This is a genomic window from Salmonella sp. 5800 (assembly GCF_046558195.1).
GTDB classification, from domain to species: Bacteria; Pseudomonadota; Gammaproteobacteria; order Enterobacterales; family Enterobacteriaceae; genus Salmonella; species Salmonella enterica.
Genome location: NZ_JBGDOX010000009.1, coordinates 52303 through 74039 on the forward strand (window position 1 = coordinate 52303; position 21737 = coordinate 74039).

At 54.0% G+C, this 21737-nt stretch carries 19 protein-coding genes; 8 read left to right on the forward strand and 11 right to left on the reverse strand.

Annotated features, from left to right (window positions below; translation table 11 throughout):
• Positions 1 to 5 precede the first annotated feature (5 nt).
• From ACLJZ5_RS16600 to nudK, 3 genes are all read right to left on the reverse strand, one after another.
• Complete coding sequence (locus ACLJZ5_RS16600) at positions 6 to 236, reverse strand: hypothetical protein (protein WP_000700635.1); 231 nt, start codon at positions 234 to 236, stop codon at positions 6 to 8.
• Positions 237 to 363: 127 nt separating this feature from the next.
• Positions 364 to 1407, reverse strand: coding sequence for a DUF1176 domain-containing protein (locus ACLJZ5_RS16605; protein WP_410958986.1), 1044 nt, complete (start codon positions 1405 to 1407; stop codon positions 364 to 366).
• A 124-nt stretch (positions 1408 to 1531) separates the two neighbouring features.
• Positions 1532 to 2107, reverse strand: coding sequence for a GDP-mannose pyrophosphatase NudK (gene nudK, locus ACLJZ5_RS16610; RefSeq protein ID WP_000084033.1), 576 nt, complete (start codon positions 2105 to 2107; stop codon positions 1532 to 1534).
• Positions 2108 to 2310: 203 nt separating this feature from the next.
• Here nudK and pbp4b point away from each other — a divergent pair, with 203 nt between their 5' ends.
• Entirely contained in the window at positions 2311 to 3609 is a 1299-nt protein-coding gene (pbp4b, locus tag ACLJZ5_RS16615) for a penicillin binding protein PBP4B (RefSeq protein ID WP_024798112.1), read from the forward strand.
• Positions 3610 to 4057: 448 nt separating this feature from the next.
• Here pbp4b and aegA read toward each other — a convergent pair whose 3' ends face one another.
• Complete coding sequence (aegA, locus tag ACLJZ5_RS16620; protein WP_024798113.1) at positions 4058 to 6019, reverse strand: formate-dependent uric acid utilization protein AegA; 1962 nt, start codon at positions 6017 to 6019, stop codon at positions 4058 to 4060.
• 185 nt (positions 6020 to 6204) lie between these two features.
• Between aegA and narQ the strand changes: the two genes are divergently transcribed.
• Positions 6205 to 7905, forward strand: a complete 1701-nt coding sequence (gene narQ, locus ACLJZ5_RS16625) for a nitrate/nitrite two-component system sensor histidine kinase NarQ (protein WP_000216812.1) — start codon at positions 6205 to 6207, stop codon at positions 7903 to 7905.
• 184 nt (positions 7906 to 8089) lie between these two features.
• On the forward strand, positions 8090 to 11203 hold the full coding sequence (gene acrD / locus ACLJZ5_RS16630; protein ID WP_024798114.1) for a multidrug efflux RND transporter permease AcrD: 3114 nt from the start codon (positions 8090 to 8092) through the stop codon (positions 11201 to 11203).
• A gap of 100 nt (positions 11204 to 11303) precedes the next feature.
• Here acrD and ypfM read toward each other — a convergent pair whose 3' ends face one another.
• Positions 11304 to 11363 carry a protein YpfM gene (gene ypfM / locus ACLJZ5_RS16635; RefSeq protein ID WP_001386977.1) on the reverse strand — a complete coding sequence of 20 codons (60 nt, stop codon included), beginning with the start codon at positions 11361 to 11363 and terminating at the stop codon, positions 11304 to 11306.
• A 412-nt stretch (positions 11364 to 11775) separates the two neighbouring features.
• Here ypfM and ACLJZ5_RS16640 point away from each other — a divergent pair, with 412 nt between their 5' ends.
• The 3 genes from ACLJZ5_RS16640 to ACLJZ5_RS16650 are packed head-to-tail and all read left to right on the forward strand — an operon-like array spanning position 11776 to position 13491.
• Positions 11776 to 12132 carry an ArsC family reductase gene (locus ACLJZ5_RS16640; protein WP_000631923.1) on the forward strand — a complete coding sequence of 119 codons (357 nt, stop codon included), beginning with the start codon at positions 11776 to 11778 and terminating at the stop codon, positions 12130 to 12132.
• 3 nt (positions 12133 to 12135) lie between these two features.
• On the forward strand, positions 12136 to 13263 hold the full coding sequence (dapE, locus tag ACLJZ5_RS16645; protein WP_001277825.1) for a succinyl-diaminopimelate desuccinylase: 1128 nt from the start codon (positions 12136 to 12138) through the stop codon (positions 13261 to 13263).
• A gap of 27 nt (positions 13264 to 13290) precedes the next feature.
• The gene (locus tag ACLJZ5_RS16650; RefSeq protein ID WP_000383839.1) at positions 13291 to 13491 is read left to right on the forward strand and encodes a YpfN family protein; all 201 of its coding nucleotides are present in this window, start codon (positions 13291 to 13293) and stop codon (positions 13489 to 13491) included.
• Positions 13492 to 13517: 26 nt separating this feature from the next.
• On the opposite strand, the gene tmcA is transcribed toward ACLJZ5_RS16650, so the two are convergent.
• The 5 genes from tmcA to dapA form a co-directional block, all read right to left on the reverse strand.
• Positions 13518 to 15536 carry a tRNA cytosine(34) acetyltransferase TmcA gene (tmcA, locus tag ACLJZ5_RS16655; protein ID WP_024798115.1) on the reverse strand — a complete coding sequence of 673 codons (2019 nt, stop codon included), beginning with the start codon at positions 15534 to 15536 and terminating at the stop codon, positions 13518 to 13520.
• Positions 15537 to 15551: 15 nt separating this feature from the next.
• A complete protein-coding gene (locus tag ACLJZ5_RS16660; protein ID WP_001267523.1) occupies positions 15552 to 16415 on the reverse strand; it encodes a neutral zinc metallopeptidase in 864 nt (287 codons plus the stop codon).
• 130 nt (positions 16416 to 16545) lie between these two features.
• On the reverse strand, positions 16546 to 17259 hold the full coding sequence (purC, locus tag ACLJZ5_RS16665) for a phosphoribosylaminoimidazolesuccinocarboxamide synthase (RefSeq protein WP_001171630.1): 714 nt from the start codon (positions 17257 to 17259) through the stop codon (positions 16546 to 16548).
• Between the two features lie 174 nt (positions 17260 to 17433).
• Entirely contained in the window at positions 17434 to 18468 is a 1035-nt protein-coding gene (gene bamC, locus ACLJZ5_RS16670) for an outer membrane protein assembly factor BamC (protein WP_000331873.1), read from the reverse strand.
• A gap of 16 nt (positions 18469 to 18484) precedes the next feature.
• Positions 18485 to 19363 (reverse strand): 4-hydroxy-tetrahydrodipicolinate synthase, encoded by an 879-nt coding sequence (gene dapA, locus ACLJZ5_RS16675; RefSeq protein WP_000494020.1) that lies wholly within the window; start codon positions 19361 to 19363, stop codon positions 18485 to 18487.
• A 145-nt stretch (positions 19364 to 19508) separates the two neighbouring features.
• Between dapA and ACLJZ5_RS16680 the strand changes: the two genes are divergently transcribed.
• Both ACLJZ5_RS16680 and bcp read left to right on the forward strand, forming a co-directional pair.
• Positions 19509 to 20081, forward strand: a complete 573-nt coding sequence (locus tag ACLJZ5_RS16680; RefSeq protein ID WP_000189061.1) for a glycine cleavage system transcriptional repressor — start codon at positions 19509 to 19511, stop codon at positions 20079 to 20081.
• Positions 20081 to 20551: a thioredoxin-dependent thiol peroxidase gene (bcp, locus tag ACLJZ5_RS16685; RefSeq protein WP_001068686.1), complete on the forward strand. Its 471-nt coding sequence runs from the start codon at positions 20081 to 20083 to the stop codon at positions 20549 to 20551. Before ACLJZ5_RS16680 ends, bcp begins: the two co-directional genes overlap by 1 nt.
• Before the next feature lie 46 nt (positions 20552 to 20597).
• On the opposite strand, the gene ACLJZ5_RS16690 is transcribed toward bcp, so the two are convergent.
• Positions 20598 to 21737 carry a glycerate kinase gene (locus tag ACLJZ5_RS16690; protein ID WP_000706377.1) on the reverse strand — a complete coding sequence of 380 codons (1140 nt, stop codon included), beginning with the start codon at positions 21735 to 21737 and terminating at the stop codon, positions 20598 to 20600.

Here is a 21737-nt window from a genome sequence, read left to right on the forward strand (position 1 = left end):
CAAAATTACTTCGTAGACTCAGGCGCATCTGACTGCCCGATGACGACCTCATCAATGGATTTATGGCACATCAGGCAAAAGGCCTTTTTTTTATGCGCCTGTAATGTTGAATCCCACGCCGCTGATCCGCCTTCTTTATTCACTTTTTCTCTTATCGCCGCCAGCCGATCTATTTCATAATAAGCGCTCAGGCAGCCACAATGGGGGCATAATACGGGGCCATTATTTATTTTCATACTATTTCCTGCTGTGGTGAGGCTATCGGGTAAAGTAACAATCCTACCGTAACGTAGCAATCTCTATACCATAAATGAAACCTCAATAGGTGTATCCTTATTCTGAAAAGGGGATAACAACCAGGATTCAACGCGTGATCCACAGCGTAGGCCAGGCATCCGGCCCGTGCCAGCTATCGCAGCTCGGTTCTTCGGCATAACGTACCAGACGAAAACGATCGCCACCATAACGCCAGCGCGTCTGGATACCGCAGTCGGTTAACCCCCGCCCTTTCGCCAACGTCACCAGCTCGCGCGTTTTCTCGTCAAAGAAGGCATTCATCAACTCCATGTCATTACTTTCGACGCCGCGATTAAACGGTAGCCGCAAACGTACGGCGCGCGAGACGAGCGTTTTTTTGCGTGAAACTACCCAGGCGAGATCAATAGTGTTATAGGCGCCGGCTTCGCAGTTAACAATCAATAACGCTTTATCATCCGTCAACGCGCTGACCTGCGTCTCACGACGCAGCGGGTCAAGCGAACAACGAATGCCGTTTACCCGCCATGCTGCGTAGTCCAGCAGATCGTCGCGTTCTTCCTCACTCAGCGGTACGGGCGTTGGATTAATAACGGCGATCCCCTTTAATGCCGGCGCCGGGGGCACGCTGAGCGGCGGTTCGTTTCCTTTTTCAATCCAGGCGGTTTCGCTACCCACACGTTTTTGTTGCGCGTCGATAAACAGTAATGCCGCTTTTAATCCCGCCAGCGAAAGCGTCTGAACGCCGTTTTTTAAGGTGATGGCCTGCGCATCCTGAATCGTCTGTAAAAATGCGGTGATGGTGGCAGGATCGCCGGTCATGAGATGCCAGGGCGACACGCGCCAGTGTGGACTGTTGAACGAAAGCGGTTTGCCATCCAGCAATAAGCGAGGCGCAATTGCGGCTTCTTTAGCGTCGGGCGGCGCCAAACCGCCGCGGTCGATACGCAGTACCGCATCGGTACGCGCCCCGGCGCTGCGGCTTAATGTCATCACCAGCCCATGATGTTCGCCAGTATTGCGCGCTACGCAAAAATTTTGGTTATTGCAGGTGACCTGCCAGTCGGAAAAAGTCCGTTGCGCTGGCGCAGCCCACAGTAGCTGGACCGGCAACAGGCCAAACAGACAAAAAAGAATAACGCGGTAGCGCATGAACGGAACAACCCCAGATTCAGAACAACACAGCTAAGGCGGTATCTTCCTTGCGCGCCTCAGGGTTCTCAATCAGATTTATCGGATTGGTCTTTTTTGTGTAAAGAAATATATTTCTTTTTTTTCAGTCCATTAGATGAGACGTCTGTAAATAGTTAAGCAATAACACGGTCTTACCGTCCCGAATCTCGCCTGAGCGCACCATTTCCAGCGCCCGGGAAAACGGCAGTTCAAGCACCTCAATCTCTTCGTCCTCCACGCCGCCGCCGATGCTGGCACGCTCGCTATCATGATATTCGGCAATGAAGAAATGAATCAGCTCCGTGACGCCGCCTGGCGACATATAAAGCTCAAATATCTTGCGTACCTCACCAACGTCATACCCTGTCTCTTCAATGGCCTCTTTACGGATACAGACCTCCGGCTCGTCGTTATCAAGCAGGCCAGCGCAGGTTTCAATTAACATACCGTCTTGATTACCGTTGACCCATGTCGCCACGCGAAACTGGCGAACCAGAAGCACGGTTTTTTTAGTTGAGTTGTAAAGCAGAATGGTTGCGCCATTCCCGCGATCGTAAACCTCACGCTTGTGACGGATAACCTCGCCATTACGACGGGTCAGGTCATAGGTAATGTTGCGCAGAGTAAAATAATTATCAGAAAGAATTTTATCCTTAATAAGCGTAATGGTTTGCGACATGCTGGCTCCAGGGTGTAAAAAGAGCATTAATATTACGCCGTGAGGTCGGTTTTGTCTGCTGAAGGGTTAATCCTTAATGCCAACTGAACGGACGTACAGCCATATTTTTATGTCACTGCCATGACCATATTCTGCTTCTCCGGGCCGCAGAGTCCATGCTCGCGATATGATTTGACGGCCGGAGTGAGACTGAGGGAATCATCATGAAATTTACTCTCGTTGCGACGGTTCTACTGACGTTTTCCCTTTCAGCTTTTGCCGTTGAGTACCCGGTATTGACCACCGCGAGCCCTGATCAGGTGGGGTTTGATAGCCAAAAACTTCACCGACTTGATGGCTGGATTCAAAATCAAATTGATGCCGGATATCCCAGCATCAATCTTCTGGTGATAAAAGATAATCATATTGTTCTACAAAAAGCTTGGGGCTATGCCAAAAAATATGACGGTTCCACGCTGTTAGCCCATCCTATTCGGGCGACCACTAACACGATGTATGACCTGGCTTCAAACACAAAAATGTATGCCACTAACTTTGCATTGCAAAAACTGGTGTATGAAGGAAAAATAGATGTCAATGATTTGGTATCAAAATACATCCCCGGCTTTAAGGATATGCCTGGGGATAAAATAAAAGGCAAAGATAAACTCCGCATTATTGATATTCTTCATCACGTCGCGGGCTTTCCTGCCGACCCACAATATCCTAATAAAAACGTCGCTGGTAAATTATTCTCACAGAGTAAAATCACTACTCTGGAGATGATTAAAAAGACGCCGCTGGAATATCAACCTGGGTCAAAGCATATCTACAGCGACGTGGATTATATGATTCTTGGTTTTATCGTTGAAGCGATAACGGCAATGCCATTAGATCGCTACGTCGAAACCACCATTTATAAACCGCTCGGATTAAAACATACCGTCTTTAACCCGCTGATGAAAGGCTTCACGCCGCCGCAAATCGCCGCAACGGAACTACACGGCAATACGCGTGACGGCGTGATTCATTTCCCCAATATTCGCACCAATACACTATGGGGCCAGGTGCATGATGAAAAAGCCTGGTACTCAATGGGCGGCGTTTCAGGACACGCCGGACTGTTTTCTGACACCCATGATATGGCTGTGTTAATGCAAGTCATGCTCAATGGGGGCGGCTACGGTAACGTGAAGCTATTCGACGACAAAACGGTTGCGCAGTTTACTCGCCGCTCGCCAGAAGACGCTACCTTTGGTCTGGGGTGGCGCGTTAACGGCAACGCCTCAATGACCCCCACGTTCGGGGTATTAGCCAGTCCGCAAACGTATGGACATACCGGATGGACCGGAACGCTGACGTCTATCGATCCGGTTAATCATATGGCGATTGTGATTTTAGGTAACAGGCCGCACTCGCCGGTAGCAAATCCTAAAGTGAATCCAAATGTTTTTGTCAGTGGATTATTACCTGCGGCGACGTATGGCTGGATTGTTGACCGGATATATGGTTCCTTAAAATAAAAATTAAGAGCCTATCCCACCAGGCGTTATTGGCGCAGCCAGTTTGAACACAGACAGCGCGCAAAAACCGGAGCGTACACGTAGTACGTGAGGTTTGACTCGCTACGCTCGCCCTTCGGGCCGCCGCTAGCGGCGTTCAAAACGCTAACGCGTTTTGGCGAGCACTGCCCAGGACCAAAATGGCAAGTAAAATAGCCCTAATGGGATAGGCTCTAAGAAGGAATTCTGATAGCGTCCCTTCCTTCAATTTACACTCTATTTTCAATACTAAGATTGGCCTCATCAGGCCTGTTAAACGTCGACCCGACGGGAAAATGTTTATCGCAGGGCGTCCAGCCCTGCGAGCGTCAACATTTCTGCAAACGGAGTAAGGTTAGCCAATAAGTTTAAGATTTTTTATCACTCAATCATTTAACCGTTCCAGGCCTTAACCGGCCTACAAATACGCTTATTTAGCTAACCAGTCGAGTATCCCCTGCGCGGCATGTCGGCCTTCTGCCATCGCCGTCACCACCAGATCGGCGCCGCGCACCGCATCGCCGCCGGCGAAAATTTTCGGGTTGGACGTCTGGTAACGAAACTCGCTCTCGACGCTGGCGGCAATACGTCCCCAGTTATCCACCTTCACGCCATGCGATTCCAGCCACGACATACCATGCGGATGAAAACCAAACGCCATAATGACCGCATCTGCCGGCATCACGAACTCGCTGTCCGGTACAGGTACCGGGCGGCGTCGCCCCTGACCATCCGGTTCGCCAAGCCGCGTACGCAAAAAGCGAATACCGCTGGCGCGCCCGTTCGTATCCAGCACCAACTCAACCGGCTGAACGTTAAATTCAAAGTTCGCGCCCTCTTCCCGCGCGTTTTTCACCTCTTTTTTCGACCCCGGCATATTGGCCTCATCGCGGCGATAAGCGCAGGTGACGTTAGCAGCGCCATGACGCAGCGCCGTACGTACGCAGTCCATTGCGGTGTCACCGCCGCCCAGCACAACCACGTTAAGGCCCGCAGTATCAATAAACGGCTCGTCAGGCAACGCCGGAAGCCCCATCACCTGTTTGGTATTGGCGATGAGGAATGGTAACGCATCATATACCCCCGGCGCGTCTTCATTCGGTAAATCAGCCTTCATGGAACGATAGGTTCCTACCCCGACAAAGACGGCGTCATAACTCTCCAGCAGCGTCTCCAGAGAAATATCTTTCCCTACTTCGCAGTTAAGCTCGAAACGAATCCCCATCGCGCTGAAGATCTCCCGACGGCGCGCCAGCAGAGATTTATCCAGTTTGAAAGCCGGAATACCAAAGGTGAGCAAACCGCCGATTTCCGGATGGCGATCGTAGACGGTGGCGCTTACGCCATGGCGCGCCAGCACGTCAGCGCAGGCAAGACCTGCCGGCCCCGCGCCGATAATCGCCACGCGCTTATCGCTCTTCTGTACGTCCGACAGGTCGGGACGCCAGCCTTTGCTCAGAGCGCGATCGGAGATATAGCGCTCAATGTTGCCGATGGTAACCGCGCCATACTCATCGCGGAGTGTACACGCGCCTTCGCATAGCCGGTCCTGCGGACAGACGCGCCCGGTAATTTCCGGCAGGCAGTTGGTCTGGTGGGAAAGCTCTACCGCCGCATCAATATCGCCGGCTTTCACCAGTTCGATCCACTGGGGAATATGGTTATGCAGCGGACAGGTCCATTCGCAGATACTGTGTTCCCCGCATGTGAGGCAGCGGGACGCTTCACGCTCCGCCTGCGCGGCGCGAAACGGCAGATAAATTTCCTCAAAGGTGGTTTTACGCGCTTCAATCGCCAGTTTATCCGGTTCGCCGCGCGGCGGCGTCGCCTGCATACGCTCGGCTTTGCTGCTTGCTGCCCCACTGTGTTGTGTATCCACGGTATGCCAGGGGCGAATCTCCTGCCGGGCGGTACGCAGCCGTCGCGTTTTAGCCAGACGGGTCAACGAGTCTTCGGTGACCAGTTGCAGCGCATCCGCCGGGCAATTTTCCACACAGGCCGGACCCTGTTCACGTCCCTGACACAGATCGCATTTATGCGCGCTGGCTTTGAACTGGTTTGGCGCGACGGGCGTTAATACCATCTGCATGGTGCCGAATGGGCAGGCGACGACGCAGGATTTACAGCCGATGCACTTCTGCGCATTGACCTGCACGCTGTCGTTAATATGCGCGATCGCGCCGTTCGGACAGCTACGGGCGCAGGGCGCATCTTCGCAATGGTGACATGTGACCGCGCTGCGCTGGTGCTGATGTTTGATGACAGTAATTCGGGGCTGATAGCGCTGTGACGTCAGGACATGTCGCTCATCATTGTGAGCCATTACGCAGGCGACCTCGCAGGCATGACAGCCCAGACACTGCTGGCTATTGGCCATAATAAAACGATTCATGGCATCCTTCTGTTTTGGTTGTAAAAACCTTATTCTTTATATGAGCATTGTTATTAACTGACGAAGGCGGGGTCGGCAATGTTCATCTGCCCAGGAAGTACAACTATCTGTCCAGAACCTGTGGCAGATCAATTTATTTCAAAGCAAATACGATTGCGATTCAGCTAAATGCGGGGAGTGCCAGCGTGACGGTTAAACGCCCGGTCTCAGCCAGTCTGGCTAAGGCTTTTTTCTATATTGTGCTGTTGTCTATTCTGTCCACCGGCAGCGCATTACTGACGCTGACCAGCAGTTTACGGGATGCCGAAGCGATCAATATCGCCGGTTCGCTACGAATGCAGAGCTATCGGCTGGGTTACGATCTGCAAAGCCGTAGCCCGCAGATTAATGCGCATCGTCAACTTTTCCAGCACGCGCTCAACTCGCCGGTACTGCAAAATCTCAACGCCTGGTATGTGCCGCAGGCGGTGAAAACTCGCTACGCGCGCCTGCACGCCAACTGGCTGGAGATGAATAGCCGCCTACAGGACGGCGACATTGCCTGGTATCAGACCAATATCAACAATTACGTCGATCAAATTGATCTCTTCGTTCTGGCATTACAGCATTACGCCGAGCGTAAAGTCATGCTGGTCGTCGCCATATCGCTGGCGGGCGGTATCGGCATCTTTACGCTGGTCTTTTTTACCCTACGGCGTATTCGCCAGCAGGTCGTTCGCCCGCTGAATCAACTGGTCACCGCCAGTCAGCGTATTGAACATGGTCAGTTCGCCCCGCTGCCGCTGGATACCAGCTTACCCAATGAGCTGGGATTGTTGGCAAAAACGTTTAGTCAGATGTCGAGCGAGCTGCATAAACTTTACCGTTCGCTGGAAGCCTCGGTGGAAGAAAAAACGCACGATCTGCACGAAGCGCATCGCCGCCTGGAGGTGTTATACCAGTGCTCCCAGGCGCTGAATACCAGCCAAATCGATGTCCACTGTTTTCGCCATATTTTGCAAATTGTCCGTGAACATGACGCCGCCTGGTATCTGGAGTTAACCGTGGGCGATAACTGGCGGATTAGCGAAGGCATGCAAAGCCCCGACCTGCCGATGCAAATGCTGCCAGTGACGATGCAGGACACGGTCTATGGCGAACTCCACTGGCAAAGCCCCAACGTTAATGCCTCTACGCCGCTGCTGAACAGCGTCTCCACGATGCTGGGGCGTGGTTTGTACTTTAATCAGGCGCAAAAACACTTCCAGCAACTTTTGTTAATGGAAGAGCGCGCGACGATTGCCCGTGAGCTACACGATTCGCTGGCGCAGGTACTTTCTTATTTACGTATTCAGTTAACGCTTTTGAAGCGCGCTATTCCTGAGGATAACGCCGGCGCGCAAAGCATCATGGCGGATTTTTCCAGAGCGCTGAACGACGCCTACCGTCAGCTTCGCGAGCTACTCACCACGTTCCGTCTGACGTTACAGCAGGCCGATTTACCCTCCGCATTGCATGAGATGCTGGAAGATTTACAGAGTCAGACCCCGGCCAAACTCACGTTGGATTGCCGTTTACCCACGCTGGCGCTGGATGCGCAAATGCAGGTGCATTTGTTGCAAATTGTGCGCGAAGCGGTCCTGAACGCCATTAAACACGCCAACGCGAGCGAAATCGCCGTGAGCTGCGTCACCGCGCCTGACGGCGATCATACCGTTTATATTCGCGATAATGGCATTGGTATCGGCGAACCGCATGAGCCTGCCGGACACTATGGTCTGAATATAATGCGTGAGCGCGCGGAGCGCCTTGGCGGCACGCTGAATTTTTCGCAACCCTCCGGCGGCGGCACACTGGTCAGTATCAGTTTTCGCTCCTCCAACAAGGAAGAGAGTCAGTTAACGTAAAGAACGGCAAATCGCCGGAAGGCCAGATGTCAGGCTTTCCGGCGTTGGCACAAAAAGTATGCTGTAAAAGCGCATGATAATTTACATTATCTCCTTTATTTCTCCACGTTTGGCTCGTAGCTTGCCGCTACAGTGAAGCAGTTCAAATCTATAACGATATGTAGAAACACGAGGTTTCCCTTTAATGGCGAATTTTTTTATCGATCGCCCCATTTTTGCCTGGGTGCTGGCTATCCTGTTGTGTCTGACAGGGGCGTTAGCCATTTTCTCTTTACCTGTTGAACAATATCCCGATCTGGCGCCGCCCAACGTACGTATTACCGCGAATTATCCGGGAGCGTCGGCGCAAACGCTGGAAAATACCGTAACCCAGGTTATTGAGCAGAATATGACGGGCCTCGATAATCTGATGTACATGTCATCACAAAGCAGCGGAACCGGACAGGCGACCATCACGCTGAGCTTTATTGCGGGAACCGATCCTGATGAGGCGGTTCAGCAGGTGCAAAACCAGTTACAGTCCGCGATGCGTAAACTGCCGCAGGCGGTACAGGATCAAGGCGTCACGGTACGCAAAACGGGCGATACCAATATTTTGACCATCGCTTTCGTCTCTACCGACGGTTCTATGGACAAGCAGGATATCGCCGACTACGTCGCCAGTAATATTCAGGACCCGCTCAGCCGCGTCAACGGCGTGGGCGATATTGACGCTTATGGTTCACAGTACTCTATGCGTATCTGGCTCGATCCGGCCAAATTGAATAGTTTTCAGATGACCACGAAAGACGTGACCGATGCAATTGAGTCGCAGAATGCGCAAATCGCCGTCGGGCAGCTTGGCGGTACGCCTTCGGTCGACAAACAGGCGCTGAACGCCACCATTAATGCGCAGTCACTGCTGCAAACGCCGCAACAATTTCGCGATATTACCCTGCGCGTTAATCAGGACGGTTCCGAGGTCAAACTGGGCGATGTCGCCACCGTGGAGCTGGGGGCGGAAAAGTATGACTACCTCAGCCGTTTTAACGGCAAGCCGGCTTCCGGTCTTGGGGTTAAGCTGGCTTCCGGCGCGAATGAAATGGCGACCGCGAAGCTGGTGCTGGATCGCCTCAACGAGCTGGCGCAGTACTTCCCTCACGGCCTGGAATACAAGATCGCGTATGAAACCACCTCCTTTGTTAAAGCCTCGATTATCGATGTGGTCAAAACGTTGCTGGAGGCTATCGCGCTGGTTTTCCTGGTGATGTACCTGTTCCTGCAAAACTTTCGCGCCACGCTGATTCCGACGATCGCCGTGCCGGTGGTATTAATGGGCACCTTCTCCGTGCTTTACGCGTTTGGCTACAGTATTAACACATTAACCATGTTCGCGATGGTGCTGGCGATCGGGCTCCTGGTCGACGATGCCATCGTGGTGGTGGAAAACGTCGAACGTATCATGAGCGAAGAAGGACTCACGCCGCGTGAAGCGACGCGCAAATCCATGGGACAAATCCAGGGGGCGCTGGTCGGTATCGCGATGGTGCTGTCTGCGGTATTCGTGCCGATGGCGTTCTTTGGCGGTACCACCGGGGCGATTTATCGTCAGTTTTCTATCACCATTGTCTCGGCAATGGTGCTGTCGGTGCTGGTCGCCATGATCCTGACGCCGGCGCTGTGCGCAACGTTATTAAAACCGCTGCACAAAGGCGAACAACACGGGCAACGCGGATTTTTCGGCTGGTTTAACCGTACCTTCAATCGTAATGCCGAACGTTATGAGAAAGGCGTAGCGAAAATTTTGCATCGCAGCCTGCGCTGGATTCTGATTTATGTTCTGTTGCTTGGCGGCATGGTGTTCCTGTTTCTGCGCCTCCCCACCTCCTTTCTGCCGCAAGAAGATCGGGGTATGTTCACTACGTCTATCCAGCTACCGAGCGGTTCTACGCAACAGCAGACCCTGAAAGTCGTTGAAAAGGTTGAAAACTATTACTTCACCCATGAGAAAGACAACATTATGTCGGTCTTCTCGACGGTAGGTTCCGGCCCTGGCGGGAATGGGCAAAACGTCGCGCGCATGTTTGTTCGCTTGAAAGACTGGGACGCGCGCGATCCCACCACCGGCTCCTCGTTCGCCATTATTGAGCGAGCGACAAAAGCGTTTAACCAGATTAAAGAAGCTCGCGTCTTCGCCAGCAGCCCGCCGGCAATTAGCGGTCTGGGCAGCTCCGCCGGTTTTGATATGGAATTACAGGATCACGCCGGAGCAGGCCATGACGCGCTGATGGCCGCACGAGATCAACTCATTGAGCTGGCCGGGAAAAACAGTTCCTTGACCCGCGTGCGCCACAACGGCCTGGACGACAGCCCGCAACTGCAAATTGATATTGACCAACGGAAAGCGCAGGCGCTGGGCGTATCGATTGACGATATCAACGACACCCTGCAAACAGCCTGGGGATCGAGCTACGTCAACGACTTTATGGACCGTGGTCGCGTGAAGAAGGTCTATGTTCAGGCCGCGGCGAAATATCGTATGTTGCCGGATGATATTAATCTTTGGTATGTCCGTAACAAAGACGGCGGCATGGTCCCCTTCTCCGCCTTCGCCACCTCGCGCTGGGAAACCGGCTCGCCGCGTCTGGAACGCTATAACGGCTATTCGGCGGTAGAAATTGTCGGAGAGGCCGCGCCGGGGATCAGTACCGGGACGGCGATGGATGTCATGGAGTCGTTGGTGCATCAGCTACCGGGAGGTTTTGGCCTGGAATGGACAGCCATGTCTTACCAGGAACGGCTCTCCGGCGCGCAGGCGCCCGCGCTGTACGCTATTTCGCTATTAGTCGTCTTCCTGTGTCTGGCGGCATTGTATGAAAGCTGGTCGGTGCCCTTCTCGGTGATGCTGGTTGTGCCGCTCGGCGTCATTGGCGCGCTACTCGCTACCTGGATGCGCGGGCTGGAAAACGATGTTTACTTCCAGGTGGGGCTGTTGACCGTTATCGGCCTCTCGGCGAAAAACGCGATTCTGATTGTGGAATTCGCTAACGAAATGAATCAGAAGGGACACGCGCTGTTAGACGCCACGCTATACGCCAGCCGCCAGCGCCTGCGACCGATACTGATGACTTCGCTGGCGTTTATCTTTGGCGTATTGCCGATGGCCACCAGCACCGGGGCAGGCTCGGGTAGCCAACATGCTGTCGGAACCGGCGTGATGGGGGGAATGATCTCAGCAACCATTCTGGCTATCTTCTTTGTACCCCTGTTTTTCGTGCTGATACGTCGCCGCTTCCCGCTGAAGCCGCGCCCGGAATAAGCTCCCGGCCAGCCTGATACGAGGTGTCGGGCACAAAAAAGGCGACTTTCGTTGAGTCGCCTTTTCTTATCCCCTTGGGAGCGCGGTGCCTTCCAGACATTTATTTACGAAGCATGACTTCGATAAAATCTTTCCAGTTCCCCAGTTCACGTTCAATCATAATAGCCTCTCTTATTATTATGGGTATTCTACGTAGTTAGCGGTATAGAGAGAAGTTCATTTAACCGATTGTTGCGATATCCTCTGGTTATGCTGTCTATGATATTACTATGGCGCTGTAGCCGTAAATTTTATGTGACTTACTGCAATATTTAGCAACATTAATACCTTTTCTACTACTTTATCAAATCGGGTTAAAAAACAATCAATTGCATATACGCAAAATAGGATTTGTCCCGCGAATTATAAACAAGCCACATCTGGAACGTTTTGGAATCATTATTCACATTCACTCAACAATGTTATATTGATTGCCGATCAGCGCTGGATAAATAACCATTAACAGCCACACTTATTATCCCGCAGACGATACTATTGATTATTTATTCGAATTTCGCGTTAAAGGATTCAATATGATTACCCTCTATGGCATTAAGAATTGCGACACGATCAAAAAAGCGCGCCGTTGGCTGGAGGAGCATGGCATTGATTATCGTTTTCACGATTACCGTGTGGATGGCATAGACCTCCCTCTTCTTAATACCTTTATTGCCGAACTCGGCTGGCAGCCTTTACTGAATACGCGCGGCACAACATGGCGCAAACTGGATGAAGGCGATCGCAGCGGGATTACCGATGCCGACTCCGCCGCTGCTCTCATGGTTGAACAGCCGGCAATCATCAAACGCCCATTGCTCTGCGCGCCCGGGAAGCCTATGCTGCTTGGTTTCAGTGAATCCCGTTATCAGCAGTTTTTTGATGAGGTGTAGTCTATGTCGTGCCCGGTTATTGAGCTGACACAGCAACTTATTCGTCGCCCCTCCCTGAGTCCGGATGACGCAGGCTGTCAGGCATTAATGATTGAACGCCTGCGTAAAATCGGTTTTACCATTGAGCATATGGATTTTGGCGACACGCAAAATTTTTGGGCATGGCGTGGGCGTGGCGAAACGCTGGCGTTCGCCGGGCATACTGACGTCGTACCGGCTGGCGATGTCGATCGCTGGATCAATCCGCCGTTTGAACCTACGATTCGCGACGGAATGTTGTTCGGTCGCGGCGCGGCGGATATGAAAGGTTCACTGGCGGCCATGGTGGTGGCTGCTGAACGATTTGTTGCGCAGCATCCTCATCACCGGGGCCGTCTCGCATTTTTGATTACCTCTGATGAGGAAGCCAGCGCAAAAAATGGCACCGTAAAGGTGGTTGAAGCGCTGATGGCCCGTAACGAGCGGCTGGATTACTGTCTGGTCGGCGAACCTTCCAGTACTGAAATTGTGGGCGATGTCGTCAAAAACGGGCGTCGCGGTTCCCTCACCTGTAACCTCACTATTCATGGCGTTCAGGGGCACGTCGCCTATCCGCATCTGGCGGATAACCCTGTTCATCGCGCTGCGCCTTTTCTTAATGAACTGGTCGCTATCGAGTGGGATCGGGGCAATGACTTTTTCCCGGCCACCAGTATGCAGGTAGCCAATATCCAGGCAGGCACCGGCAGCAATAATGTCATTCCCGGCGAACTGTTCGTGCAGTTTAACTTCCGTTTCAGCACGGAACTGACCGATGAGATGATCAAAGAGCGGGTACATGCGCTGCTTGAGAAGCATCAGCTACGTTATACCGTAGACTGGTGGCTTTCCGGCCAGCCGTTCCTGACCGCACGCGGCAAGCTGGTGGACGCGGTGGTAAACGCCATTGAGCACTATAATGAAATTAAACCGCAATTACTGACGACGGGCGGTACGTCCGACGGACGTTTTATCGCCCGTATGGGAGCGCAGGTGGTAGAACTGGGGCCGGTGAACGCCACCATTCATAAAATTAATGAATGTGTGAATGCCGCCGATCTCCAGCTACTGGCCCGTATGTATCAACGCATTATGGAACAGCTCGTCGCCTGATGAGCGTTCCGGTAAGAGGAAATAAGCATGGACTGGCTGGCAAAATATTGGTGGATTCTGGTATTGGTGTTTCTGGTAGGCGTACTGCTGAATGTGATCAAAGATCTCAAACGCATCGACCATAAGAAATTCCTTGCCAATAAACCTGAGCTGCCCCCGCATCGCGATTTTAACGATAAGTGGGACGATGAAGACGACTGGCCGAAGAAAGATCAGCCGAAAAAGTAACCGGATATCATGCCGGACAGGTATCGTTATCCGGCATGCTCCCCACCGCCGGACATTACGTCGCGCAAACGCTGCGTTCGTCCGGCATCCAACGCAATTAGCGCCTGCGCTGCCTGCGCACGTTGCAACGCCAGCAGAGCTTTACGGCCTGAAATGCGTAGCCGGGCGCACAGTTCGGCATCGCTGGCTTTTTCCTCCAGCCGCCCTCTCAGCGCCGGTAATGGCAATGCGCTGTATTGCAGTAAACGATGCAGGCAACCTAACGATGTCAGTAGCGGGCGGTGCGCGAACGCAAAACCGACCAGCTCACGCCAGTCTTCATCATTAAGCGCCTGTTCATCTAACGCCGCCAGCGGTATCGCCTCGCCGTTCCACTGCGTCAGGATATCCGCATCGCGGCGCAAACGTCGGTGTTCCTGCTGCGCCAGCCGTTTTCCCGCGTCGCTCAGCGGCAATAACGCCATCGCCGTATAGCAACCGCTGCTCGCCTCCCGATGGTTGCCCATCCGTACCAGTACAAAGCCGCAGCGTTGCCAGAAACGCCACAGCTCCGGCGTATAGCCGAAGCTGACGGAGAGATAATCACACTGCGCCGCCTGCATGCACGCGCAGGCAATCAACTGCTGACCGATGCCTTCACGCTGGCGAGCGGGGTGCACTGCGATACGGCTTACGCGACGCCCAACCAGCGTCGCGGCTAAAGGGTCGCTACCGTGCGCCGCCAGCGACTGCGCCACCAGATTTCCACGTGGACGCCGGAAACCGCCCCATACAGCGTGACTGAGTTCTGCGGATAACCCACCCTCTTCGACCAGCCAGACGGCGCCCGCCACACGGTTATTCGCCGTGGCCTGCAAGAAATGCTGTCCTGGCGCATCCATCATTCGGCGCAGATCCAGCGGCGAAGTACGATAGTGCGCCCCCGACAGTAACTGATACACAGCCCTCGGCAACGCGGGCGTCTCCCCCCAGGCCTGTTGGTAAAACGCCGAGATTGCTATCGCGCCATGTGGCGCCTGCGCAAACGCTTCATCGTCGAATATCAGCGCCTCGCTGACGATATTTTCCAGCGGGCATTCTGGCGCCCAGCGGACAGGCTGACGAAGCGTGAAGCGGTGAAGCTGCGGAAAACGGGCGCAAAACTTAAGTAAAAAACCGCGTCCGGTGCCTTCGTAGCCCTGAACGGTGGTGGTGAGTAGTATGCGGGGAAAGCGCGAAACCAGTTGCAGCAGCAGCGGCGCGGGGATTGCCGCCGCCTCGTCAACCACCAGCCAGTCGGCTCTTGCCCCGCTCGCCAGCAGCGCATCCGGCGCCATAAAGCAGAACCGCTCACCGGCAAACGCTGCCAGGATATCCGTTGCCGTTTTCGCCGGTGCGGTCACGATAGCCGTGCCCGCCATCCGGGAGATGAATTGCCCGGCCAGCGCCGATTTGCCGCGCCCACGGGGGGCAATCACCGTCGCCACGCCGGGCGGCATTTCACGTAAACGCGATAAGATAGCCGCCTGCTCCGGCTGCGGCTCGCCGGTGGCGGGTCGCCAGCGTTCACGGGTAGGATAAGATGGCCAGCAAAACGGCTGGCGCTGTCGCCAAAGCAGAGTTTGCGGATCGCGGGAAAGAGTCCGTTTAAGATGCTGTGCAAACTGCGGTGTGGGGATAGGCTGCGCGCAGTCGCTCCAGCGCAGTGAATCAGTATCAAGCCTGCTTTCCCACGTCTCGTACGGCGGCATCAGCAGAAGCAGCCAGCTTCCGGCCTGCAAGGTCCCGCTCAGGGCGGCAAACGCTGCGGCGTCAAAGCCCTGCCAGGCATCAAATATCGCATGACGAAATTCACGGCCCAGCAGCGTTTGTAACGCCTGTGGCGTACAGCACGGCTGGGCGGGCGCATCAGGCGCGACCCACAGCCAGTCACCGGGCAGCGCAGCGCGTATCGCCTCGGCCCGCTCCCGGCACCACGCCGCATCGCCGCTGATGACCAGTAAACGGCGAATGCCTTCCTGTGTCATTTGCGACGTTAACGCCTGTAGCGCATCGATATCAGACATCCCTGCCCCGGTTTATCAAAAGTTTTTGCCAAACGTATTACATTGCGCCGGGTCACCGCTGTCAAATCCACGCTTAAACCAGCTGTAGCGCTGTTCTGAGGTGCCGTGGGTAAAACTATCCGGCACGACGCGCCCCTGCCCCTGTTGCTGTAAGCGATCGTCGCCGATAGCCTGTGCGGCATTGAGCGCCTCTTCCAGATCGCCCGCCTCCAGTACGCCTTGCTGCTGCATACTGTGTCCCCACACGCCGGCAAAGCAATCCGCCTGTAGCTCCATGCGCACCGAAAGGCGATTCACCTCCGTTTGCGACGCGTTTTGCTGCAACTGGCGTACTTTCGGCTCGATACCTAACAGTTTTTGTACGTGGTGGCCGACTTCGTGGGCGATGACATAACCCTGGGCAAAATCACCGTCCGCGCCCAGCTTATTTTTCATATCATCGTAAAATGAGAGATCGATATAGACGGTGCCGTCCGCCGGGCAGTAAAACGGCCCCATCACGGACTGACCCGCACCACAGCCGGTGCGCGTCATACCACGGTACATCACCAGTTTTGGCTGCTGATAGCCGCGCCCCATTTTTTGAAAGAGTTGCCCCCAGGTATCTTCGGTCGTCGCCAGAATCACCGAGGTAAATTTTGCCGCTTCATCATCATTGGGGCTTATCGAACGCGTCGACTGCTGCTGCGAAACCGGCTGGCCGGTCAACAGACCGGTTAAATCCACCCCATAGTACCCTGCGACCAACACCACCACCAACAGAATGATGCCGCCTTTTCCGCGCGGAAGACGAAAGCCAGGACCACCCAGCGAGGGGCCGCCTGGCCGATTACGTCTGTCCTCTACATTGTTACTTTCACGACGCCCTTGCCAGCGCATAATCACCTCATTCTCTCTTTGTTATACAGATGATCGTAGGCGGTCAGGCGCAGGATTACCACAGGTAAACGCTATCAGAATGAGGAAAGGATGATACCGGAGAGCGGTTGCCCCCCGGTCAGAAGCGGAATTAATCTAATTTCACGCCCAGGCGATGCGCGACGGCTTCATAGGCTTCAATCAGACCGCCCAGACTCTGGCGGAAGCGGTCTTTGTCCATTTTGTCCAGCGTCTCTTTATCCCACAGGCGGCTGCCGTCCGGCGAAAACTCATCGCCCAGCACCACTTCGCCTTTATACAGGCCAAACTCCAGTTTGAAATCCACCAGGATAAGACCCGCGTCATCAAACAGTTTTTTCAGTACGTCGTTGGCTTTGTAGGTTAACTCTTTCATACGCGCCAGATTTTCCTGACTTACCCAACCGAACGTTTCACAGTAGGAACTATTCACCATCGGGTCGTGCAGCGCGTCGTTTTTCAGGAACAGATCGAATATCGGCGGGTTAAGCTCCATGCCTTCTTCCACGCCCAGACGCTTGACCAGCGACCCAGCCGCACGGTTGCGCACCACACATTCAACCGGCACCATCTCCAGCTTCTTCACCAGACACTCGGTATCAGACAGCAAACGTTCCATCTGGGTCGGGATGCCCGCCTCGGCCAGTTTGGTCATAATGAAATGGTTGAATTTGTTATTTACCATGCCCTTGCGATCAAACTGTTCAATGCGCGCGCCATCCCCTGCTGACGTATCATTGCGGAATTCGAGCACCAACAGGTCCGGGTTTTCCGTGCTGTATACGGTTTTCGCTTTACCACGATACAACTCAGCTTGCTTTTGCATCTTTAACACTCCTGGGTGTGAATTAACGATAAGTATTCATTTCCTGCTACGCCTGCCGGAGACGTCGGCCTGTAATTGTGGTGCGAAATAGCGGTTAAATCGCGTTTTTGTACCGACGCACACGTTTGCGTATCTTATCAGAAAAAAGGGCCGGATTACTCCAGCCCTGTTAAATTACTTGTTGAACGCTGCCTGGAAGACGGCAACCAGCGCGTCGTTCTGGCTTTGCGTCAGAGTATGCCCCTTAGGATCGATAAACTGCAAGCTGCTGCGGTTATCTAAATCGCCGACCTGCAATTTATAGTCTCCGGATGCCAGGCCCGGGTCGCTAGCGCCCAGATCCCGCCAGTCGCTGTCAGACAACGGTTTGTACGTTACCGCCATGCTGCCCTGAGAGCGAGTGCTGTCGGTGACTTTCATGCCCACTTTTTCCAGCGCGGCCGGGAGGCGTTGCCACACGAGGTTGAACGGACCGCGAACGACCAGCATAGGTAAACCGGTATCATCAGCGGCGCTCTGCACATCCATCGTTGCGGCGGAGCGGTTCTGCGCGGCATTTGCCGCATCCGTAGCGGTCTTATCCAGACCGGCGGAAATGACGTTCATCATTTCAGTGCTATAGCGCTGCAGCGACGCCGCGTCAGCGACCGGCTTGCCAGCCTGTTCCAGATTAACCAATTTTACCGTTACCGCCTGCTGATAGCCCTGCGGCTTCACCGAGATTTGATAACGTCCACGATACTGTTCGTCTTCATCCAGGCGGTTCCAGCTCACCCAATCGGTCGTCAGGATCTGGCTGGCATCGTCACGTTTTTCAATCGGATAATTTTTCGCCTGAATCACGCTGACGACTTGCGGCCACAGCGTGCTGCTCCGGCCATTCTCCACCAATAGCGTAGCGGTATCGCCAGAGAACTGGGTACGCGCGCCGCTCACTAACGCTAACGGCTGCGCTGGCGGACGGATATCCAACGCCTTACCAACCGCGCCGCTCCCCTTCGTGACCGGAATAACGTAGTCGCCGGTCGTTATCGGCAGGATCATTCCTGCCGGGGCGTGAAGTTCAGCAAGCGGCGCGGCATCCAGATAGGATTCATCGCCGCTTACCTGGCGCTTGTAGCGCGAATCGGAACTACAGGCAGCGAGCAGCAAAACAAGCGAAACACCCGCAACCTTCGCCAGGCGCGACTTTTGTACTGAGTAAGCCATCAAATCTCCCTAAACTTTACAGCAGGCCAGCATGCTGAAGCGCTGCTTTGACGATGTCACGACCATGGTCCGTGATAGGCGTCATTGGCAGGCGCAGCGTGTCGGTCGCCACAAGACCCAATGCCTTACATGCCCATTTCACCGGGATAGGATTGGGTTCGACAAATAGTTTGTTGTGTAACGGCATCAGACGCTGGTTGATAGCGCGCGCCTCGGCAAATTGCCCTTCCGCCGCCAGTTTGCACATGTCAGCCATCTCGCGCGCCGCTACGTTAGCCGTAACGGAAATCACGCCATGACCACCCAGTTGCATAAAGTCCAGCGCAGACGCGTCATCGCCGCTAAGCAGAATAAAATCGTCTGAAACCAGCTCTTTGATCTGGTGAACGCGAGTTAAGTTCCCTGTCGCCTCTTTGATAGCGATAATATTTTTTATTTCCGCCAGACGACCCACGGTTTCCGGCAACATGTCGCAACCGGTACGGGACGGCACATTATACAGAATTTGCGGCAAGTCAGTGTGTTCCGCGATGGCTTTGAAATGCTGGAACAAACCTTCCTGCGTCGGGCGATTGTAGTACGGCGTTACCGTCAGGCAGCCAACAATGCCGCTATCGTTAAAACGCTGCGTCAGGCTAATCGCTTCCGCGGTCGCGTTTGCGCCCGTGCCGGCGATAACCGGAATACGTCCGTCAGCCAGTTCCAGCGTCATCATCACGACATCGCCATGTTCATCATGGCTTAGCGTGGCAGACTCGCCGGTAGTGCCAACCGAAACAATCGCCGAGGTACCGTTGGCGACATGATAATCAATGAGTTTTTTCAGGCAAGACCTACTGACGTTACCTTTCTCATCCATCGGCGTAACAAGCGCGACAATACTTCCCGTGAACATGGGCCATCCTCTGTGCAAACAAGTCTCTCAATGGTACGTTTGGTATGGCAATAAAAGCAAGCGACCAAAGCCGTTCTGATTGTTGTATGCAGGTTTTTTTTATGGTTTCCTTAAGATTACCTCACCGCTCAAAGGAATAACTGGTTTGACACCGTCATCACAACACTATTTGGTTATCACTGCGCTGGGCGCCGACAGGCCCGGTATTGTGAATACCATTACTCGCCATGTCAGCAGTTGCGGCTGTAATATCGAAGACAGCCGACTGGCGATGCTGGGCGATGAATTCACGTTTATTATGCTGTTGTCCGGCACGTGGAACGCGATTACCTTGATTGAATCGACATTGCCGTTAAAAGGCGCGGAGCTGGATCTGCTGATTGTGATGAAACGGACGTCCGACCGCCCCCGCCCGGCAATGCCCGCGACGGTATGGGTTCAGGTTGAGGTCGCCGACTCCCCGCATTTAATTGAGCGATTCACCGCGCTGTTTAATAGTCATGAAATGAATATTGCGGAGCTGGTCTCCCGCACGCAGCCGGCTGAAGGTGATAAAGCTGCGCAATTATTTATTCAAATCACCGCACATAGCCCGGCGTCGCAAAATTCCGCAAATATTGAGCAAGCCTTTAAAGCACTATGTACAGAACTCAATGCGCAAGGCAGTATAAACGTCGTCAATTACTCACAACATGATGAACAGGATGGAGTTAAGTAATGAATCCACTGAAAGCCGGTGATATCGCACCGAAATTTAGCTTGCCGGATCAAGACGGGGAACAAGTAAATTTGACCGACTTCCAGGGACAGCGCGTTCTGGTTTATTTCTACCCAAAAGCCATGACACCCGGCTGTACCGTGCAGGCCTGCGGCTTACGCGATAACATGGACGAGCTCAAAAAAGCAGGCGTGGACGTGCTGGGTATCAGCACCGATAAACCTGAAAAACTCTCCCGTTTCGCTGAAAAAGAGCTGCTGAACTTTACCCTTTTGTCCGATGAAAACCATCAGGTGTGTGAACAGTTCGGCGTCTGGGGCGAAAAGTCGTTTATGGGCAAAACGTATGACGGCATTCACCGCATCAGCTTTTTGATTGACGCTGATGGTAAGATTGAACACGTCTTTAATGATTTTAAAACCAGCAATCACCATGATGTGGTGCTGAACTGGCTGAAAGAAAACGCGTAAAAGCCTCAGGCCGCGCTGATGTGCGGCCTGGAAAGGGAATGCGCCGTCAGGCTTGCCGCGCCAGACGCCATATCGCCGCCACATTGCGCGCCGACAGGCTCAGGTTATATTCCGCCTCGTGTAAGGCTTCCGGCAGCGTAACGATATGCGACAAAATCGACAGCGCCGCATCGATACCCTGCTGATACACAACGTGATGATCGTGTTGCAGCCCACCGGCGAGCGCGATAACCGGTTTATGATACCGCTTCGCCACTCTGGCGACGCCAATCGGCGTCTTGCCGCAAATACTTTGGCTGTCCAGCCGCCCTTCTCCGGTAATCACCAGATCGGCATCTTTAACCGCCTGCTCAAGCTGTAGCGTTTCCACGACAATCTCTACGCCGGCGCGTAATTCCGCATTGAGCAACCCTAAAAGCGCGGCGCCCATTCCACCTGCCGCGCCCGCGCCGGGAGCATTAATCACCTCACGCCCCGTAGCCTGATAAATATGTCGGCCCCAGTTTTCCAGCGCCGCGTCCAGGGTGTTCACCATTTCCGCTGTCGCCCCTTTTTGTGGACCAAAAATGGCCGATGCGCCCTGGGGACCACACAGCGGATTGTTGACATCGCACGCCACGGTTATCGATACCTTACGCAGCAATGGGTGACAACCGGACAGATCGATAGAGGCCAGCGCCGCCAGCGCCTCGCCGCCCGGAGAAAGCGAGCGCCCCTGTTTATCGCGCAATATAACGCCAAGCGCCTGCATCATCCCCGCGCCGCCGTCATTCGTCGCGCTGCCGCCAATTCCCAGAATAATACGCTTTACGCCACGCTCCAGCGCCGCGACGATTAACTCGCCGGTGCCGTAGCTGGTGGTATTAAGCGGGTTGCGCAATTCAGGCGAAACGTGATGCAGCCCGGATGCCGCCGCCATTTCAATCACGGCGGTATCGCTATCGCCCAGCATTCCCCAGCGCGCGGCCACCGGTTGCCCAAGCGGGCCTTGTACCCACTGGTCGACATAACGCCCGCCGCTGGCCTCCACCATTGATTGTACGGTTCCTTCCCCGCCATCCGCCATGGGCACTTTAACGTAGTCGGCGTCAGGATAAATTTCGCGGAACCCCTTTTCTATCGCCTCAGCGACCGCCATTGCGGACAAACTTTCTTTAAATGAATCAGGAGCAATAACAATTTTCAT

Bases quoted from the DNA above. Each gene is read 5' to 3' on its own strand.
- ACLJZ5_RS16600 (WP_000700635.1), bottom strand. From the start codon at position 236: ATGAAAATAAATAATGGCCCCGTATTATGCCCCCATTGTGGCTGCCTG.
- ACLJZ5_RS16605 (WP_410958986.1), bottom strand. From the start codon at position 1,407: ATGCGCTACCGCGTTATTCTTTTTTGTCTGTTTGGCCTGTTGCCGGTC.
- nudK (WP_000084033.1), bottom strand. From the start codon at position 2,107: ATGTCGCAAACCATTACGCTTATTAAGGATAAAATTCTTTCTGATAAT.
- pbp4b (WP_024798112.1), top strand. From the start codon at position 2,311: ATGAAATTTACTCTCGTTGCGACGGTTCTACTGACGTTTTCCCTTTCA.
- aegA (WP_024798113.1), bottom strand. From the start codon at position 6,019: ATGAATCGTTTTATTATGGCCAATAGCCAGCAGTGTCTGGGCTGTCAT.
- acrD (WP_024798114.1), top strand. From the start codon at position 8,090: ATGGCGAATTTTTTTATCGATCGCCCCATTTTTGCCTGGGTGCTGGCT.
- ACLJZ5_RS16640 (WP_000631923.1), top strand. From the start codon at position 11,776: ATGATTACCCTCTATGGCATTAAGAATTGCGACACGATCAAAAAAGCG.
- dapE (WP_001277825.1), top strand. From the start codon at position 12,136: ATGTCGTGCCCGGTTATTGAGCTGACACAGCAACTTATTCGTCGCCCC.
- ACLJZ5_RS16650 (WP_000383839.1), top strand. From the start codon at position 13,291: ATGGACTGGCTGGCAAAATATTGGTGGATTCTGGTATTGGTGTTTCTG.
- tmcA (WP_024798115.1), bottom strand. From the start codon at position 15,536: ATGTCTGATATCGATGCGCTACAGGCGTTAACGTCGCAAATGACACAG.
- ACLJZ5_RS16660 (WP_001267523.1), bottom strand. From the start codon at position 16,415: ATGCGCTGGCAAGGGCGTCGTGAAAGTAACAATGTAGAGGACAGACGT.
- purC (WP_001171630.1), bottom strand. From the start codon at position 17,259: ATGCAAAAGCAAGCTGAGTTGTATCGTGGTAAAGCGAAAACCGTATAC.
- bamC (WP_000331873.1), bottom strand. From the start codon at position 18,468: ATGGCTTACTCAGTACAAAAGTCGCGCCTGGCGAAGGTTGCGGGTGTT.
- dapA (WP_000494020.1), bottom strand. From the start codon at position 19,363: ATGTTCACGGGAAGTATTGTCGCGCTTGTTACGCCGATGGATGAGAAA.
- bcp (WP_001068686.1), top strand. From the start codon at position 20,081: ATGAATCCACTGAAAGCCGGTGATATCGCACCGAAATTTAGCTTGCCG.
- ACLJZ5_RS16690 (WP_000706377.1), bottom strand. From the start codon at position 21,737: ATGAAAATTGTTATTGCTCCTGATTCATTTAAAGAAAGTTTGTCCGCA.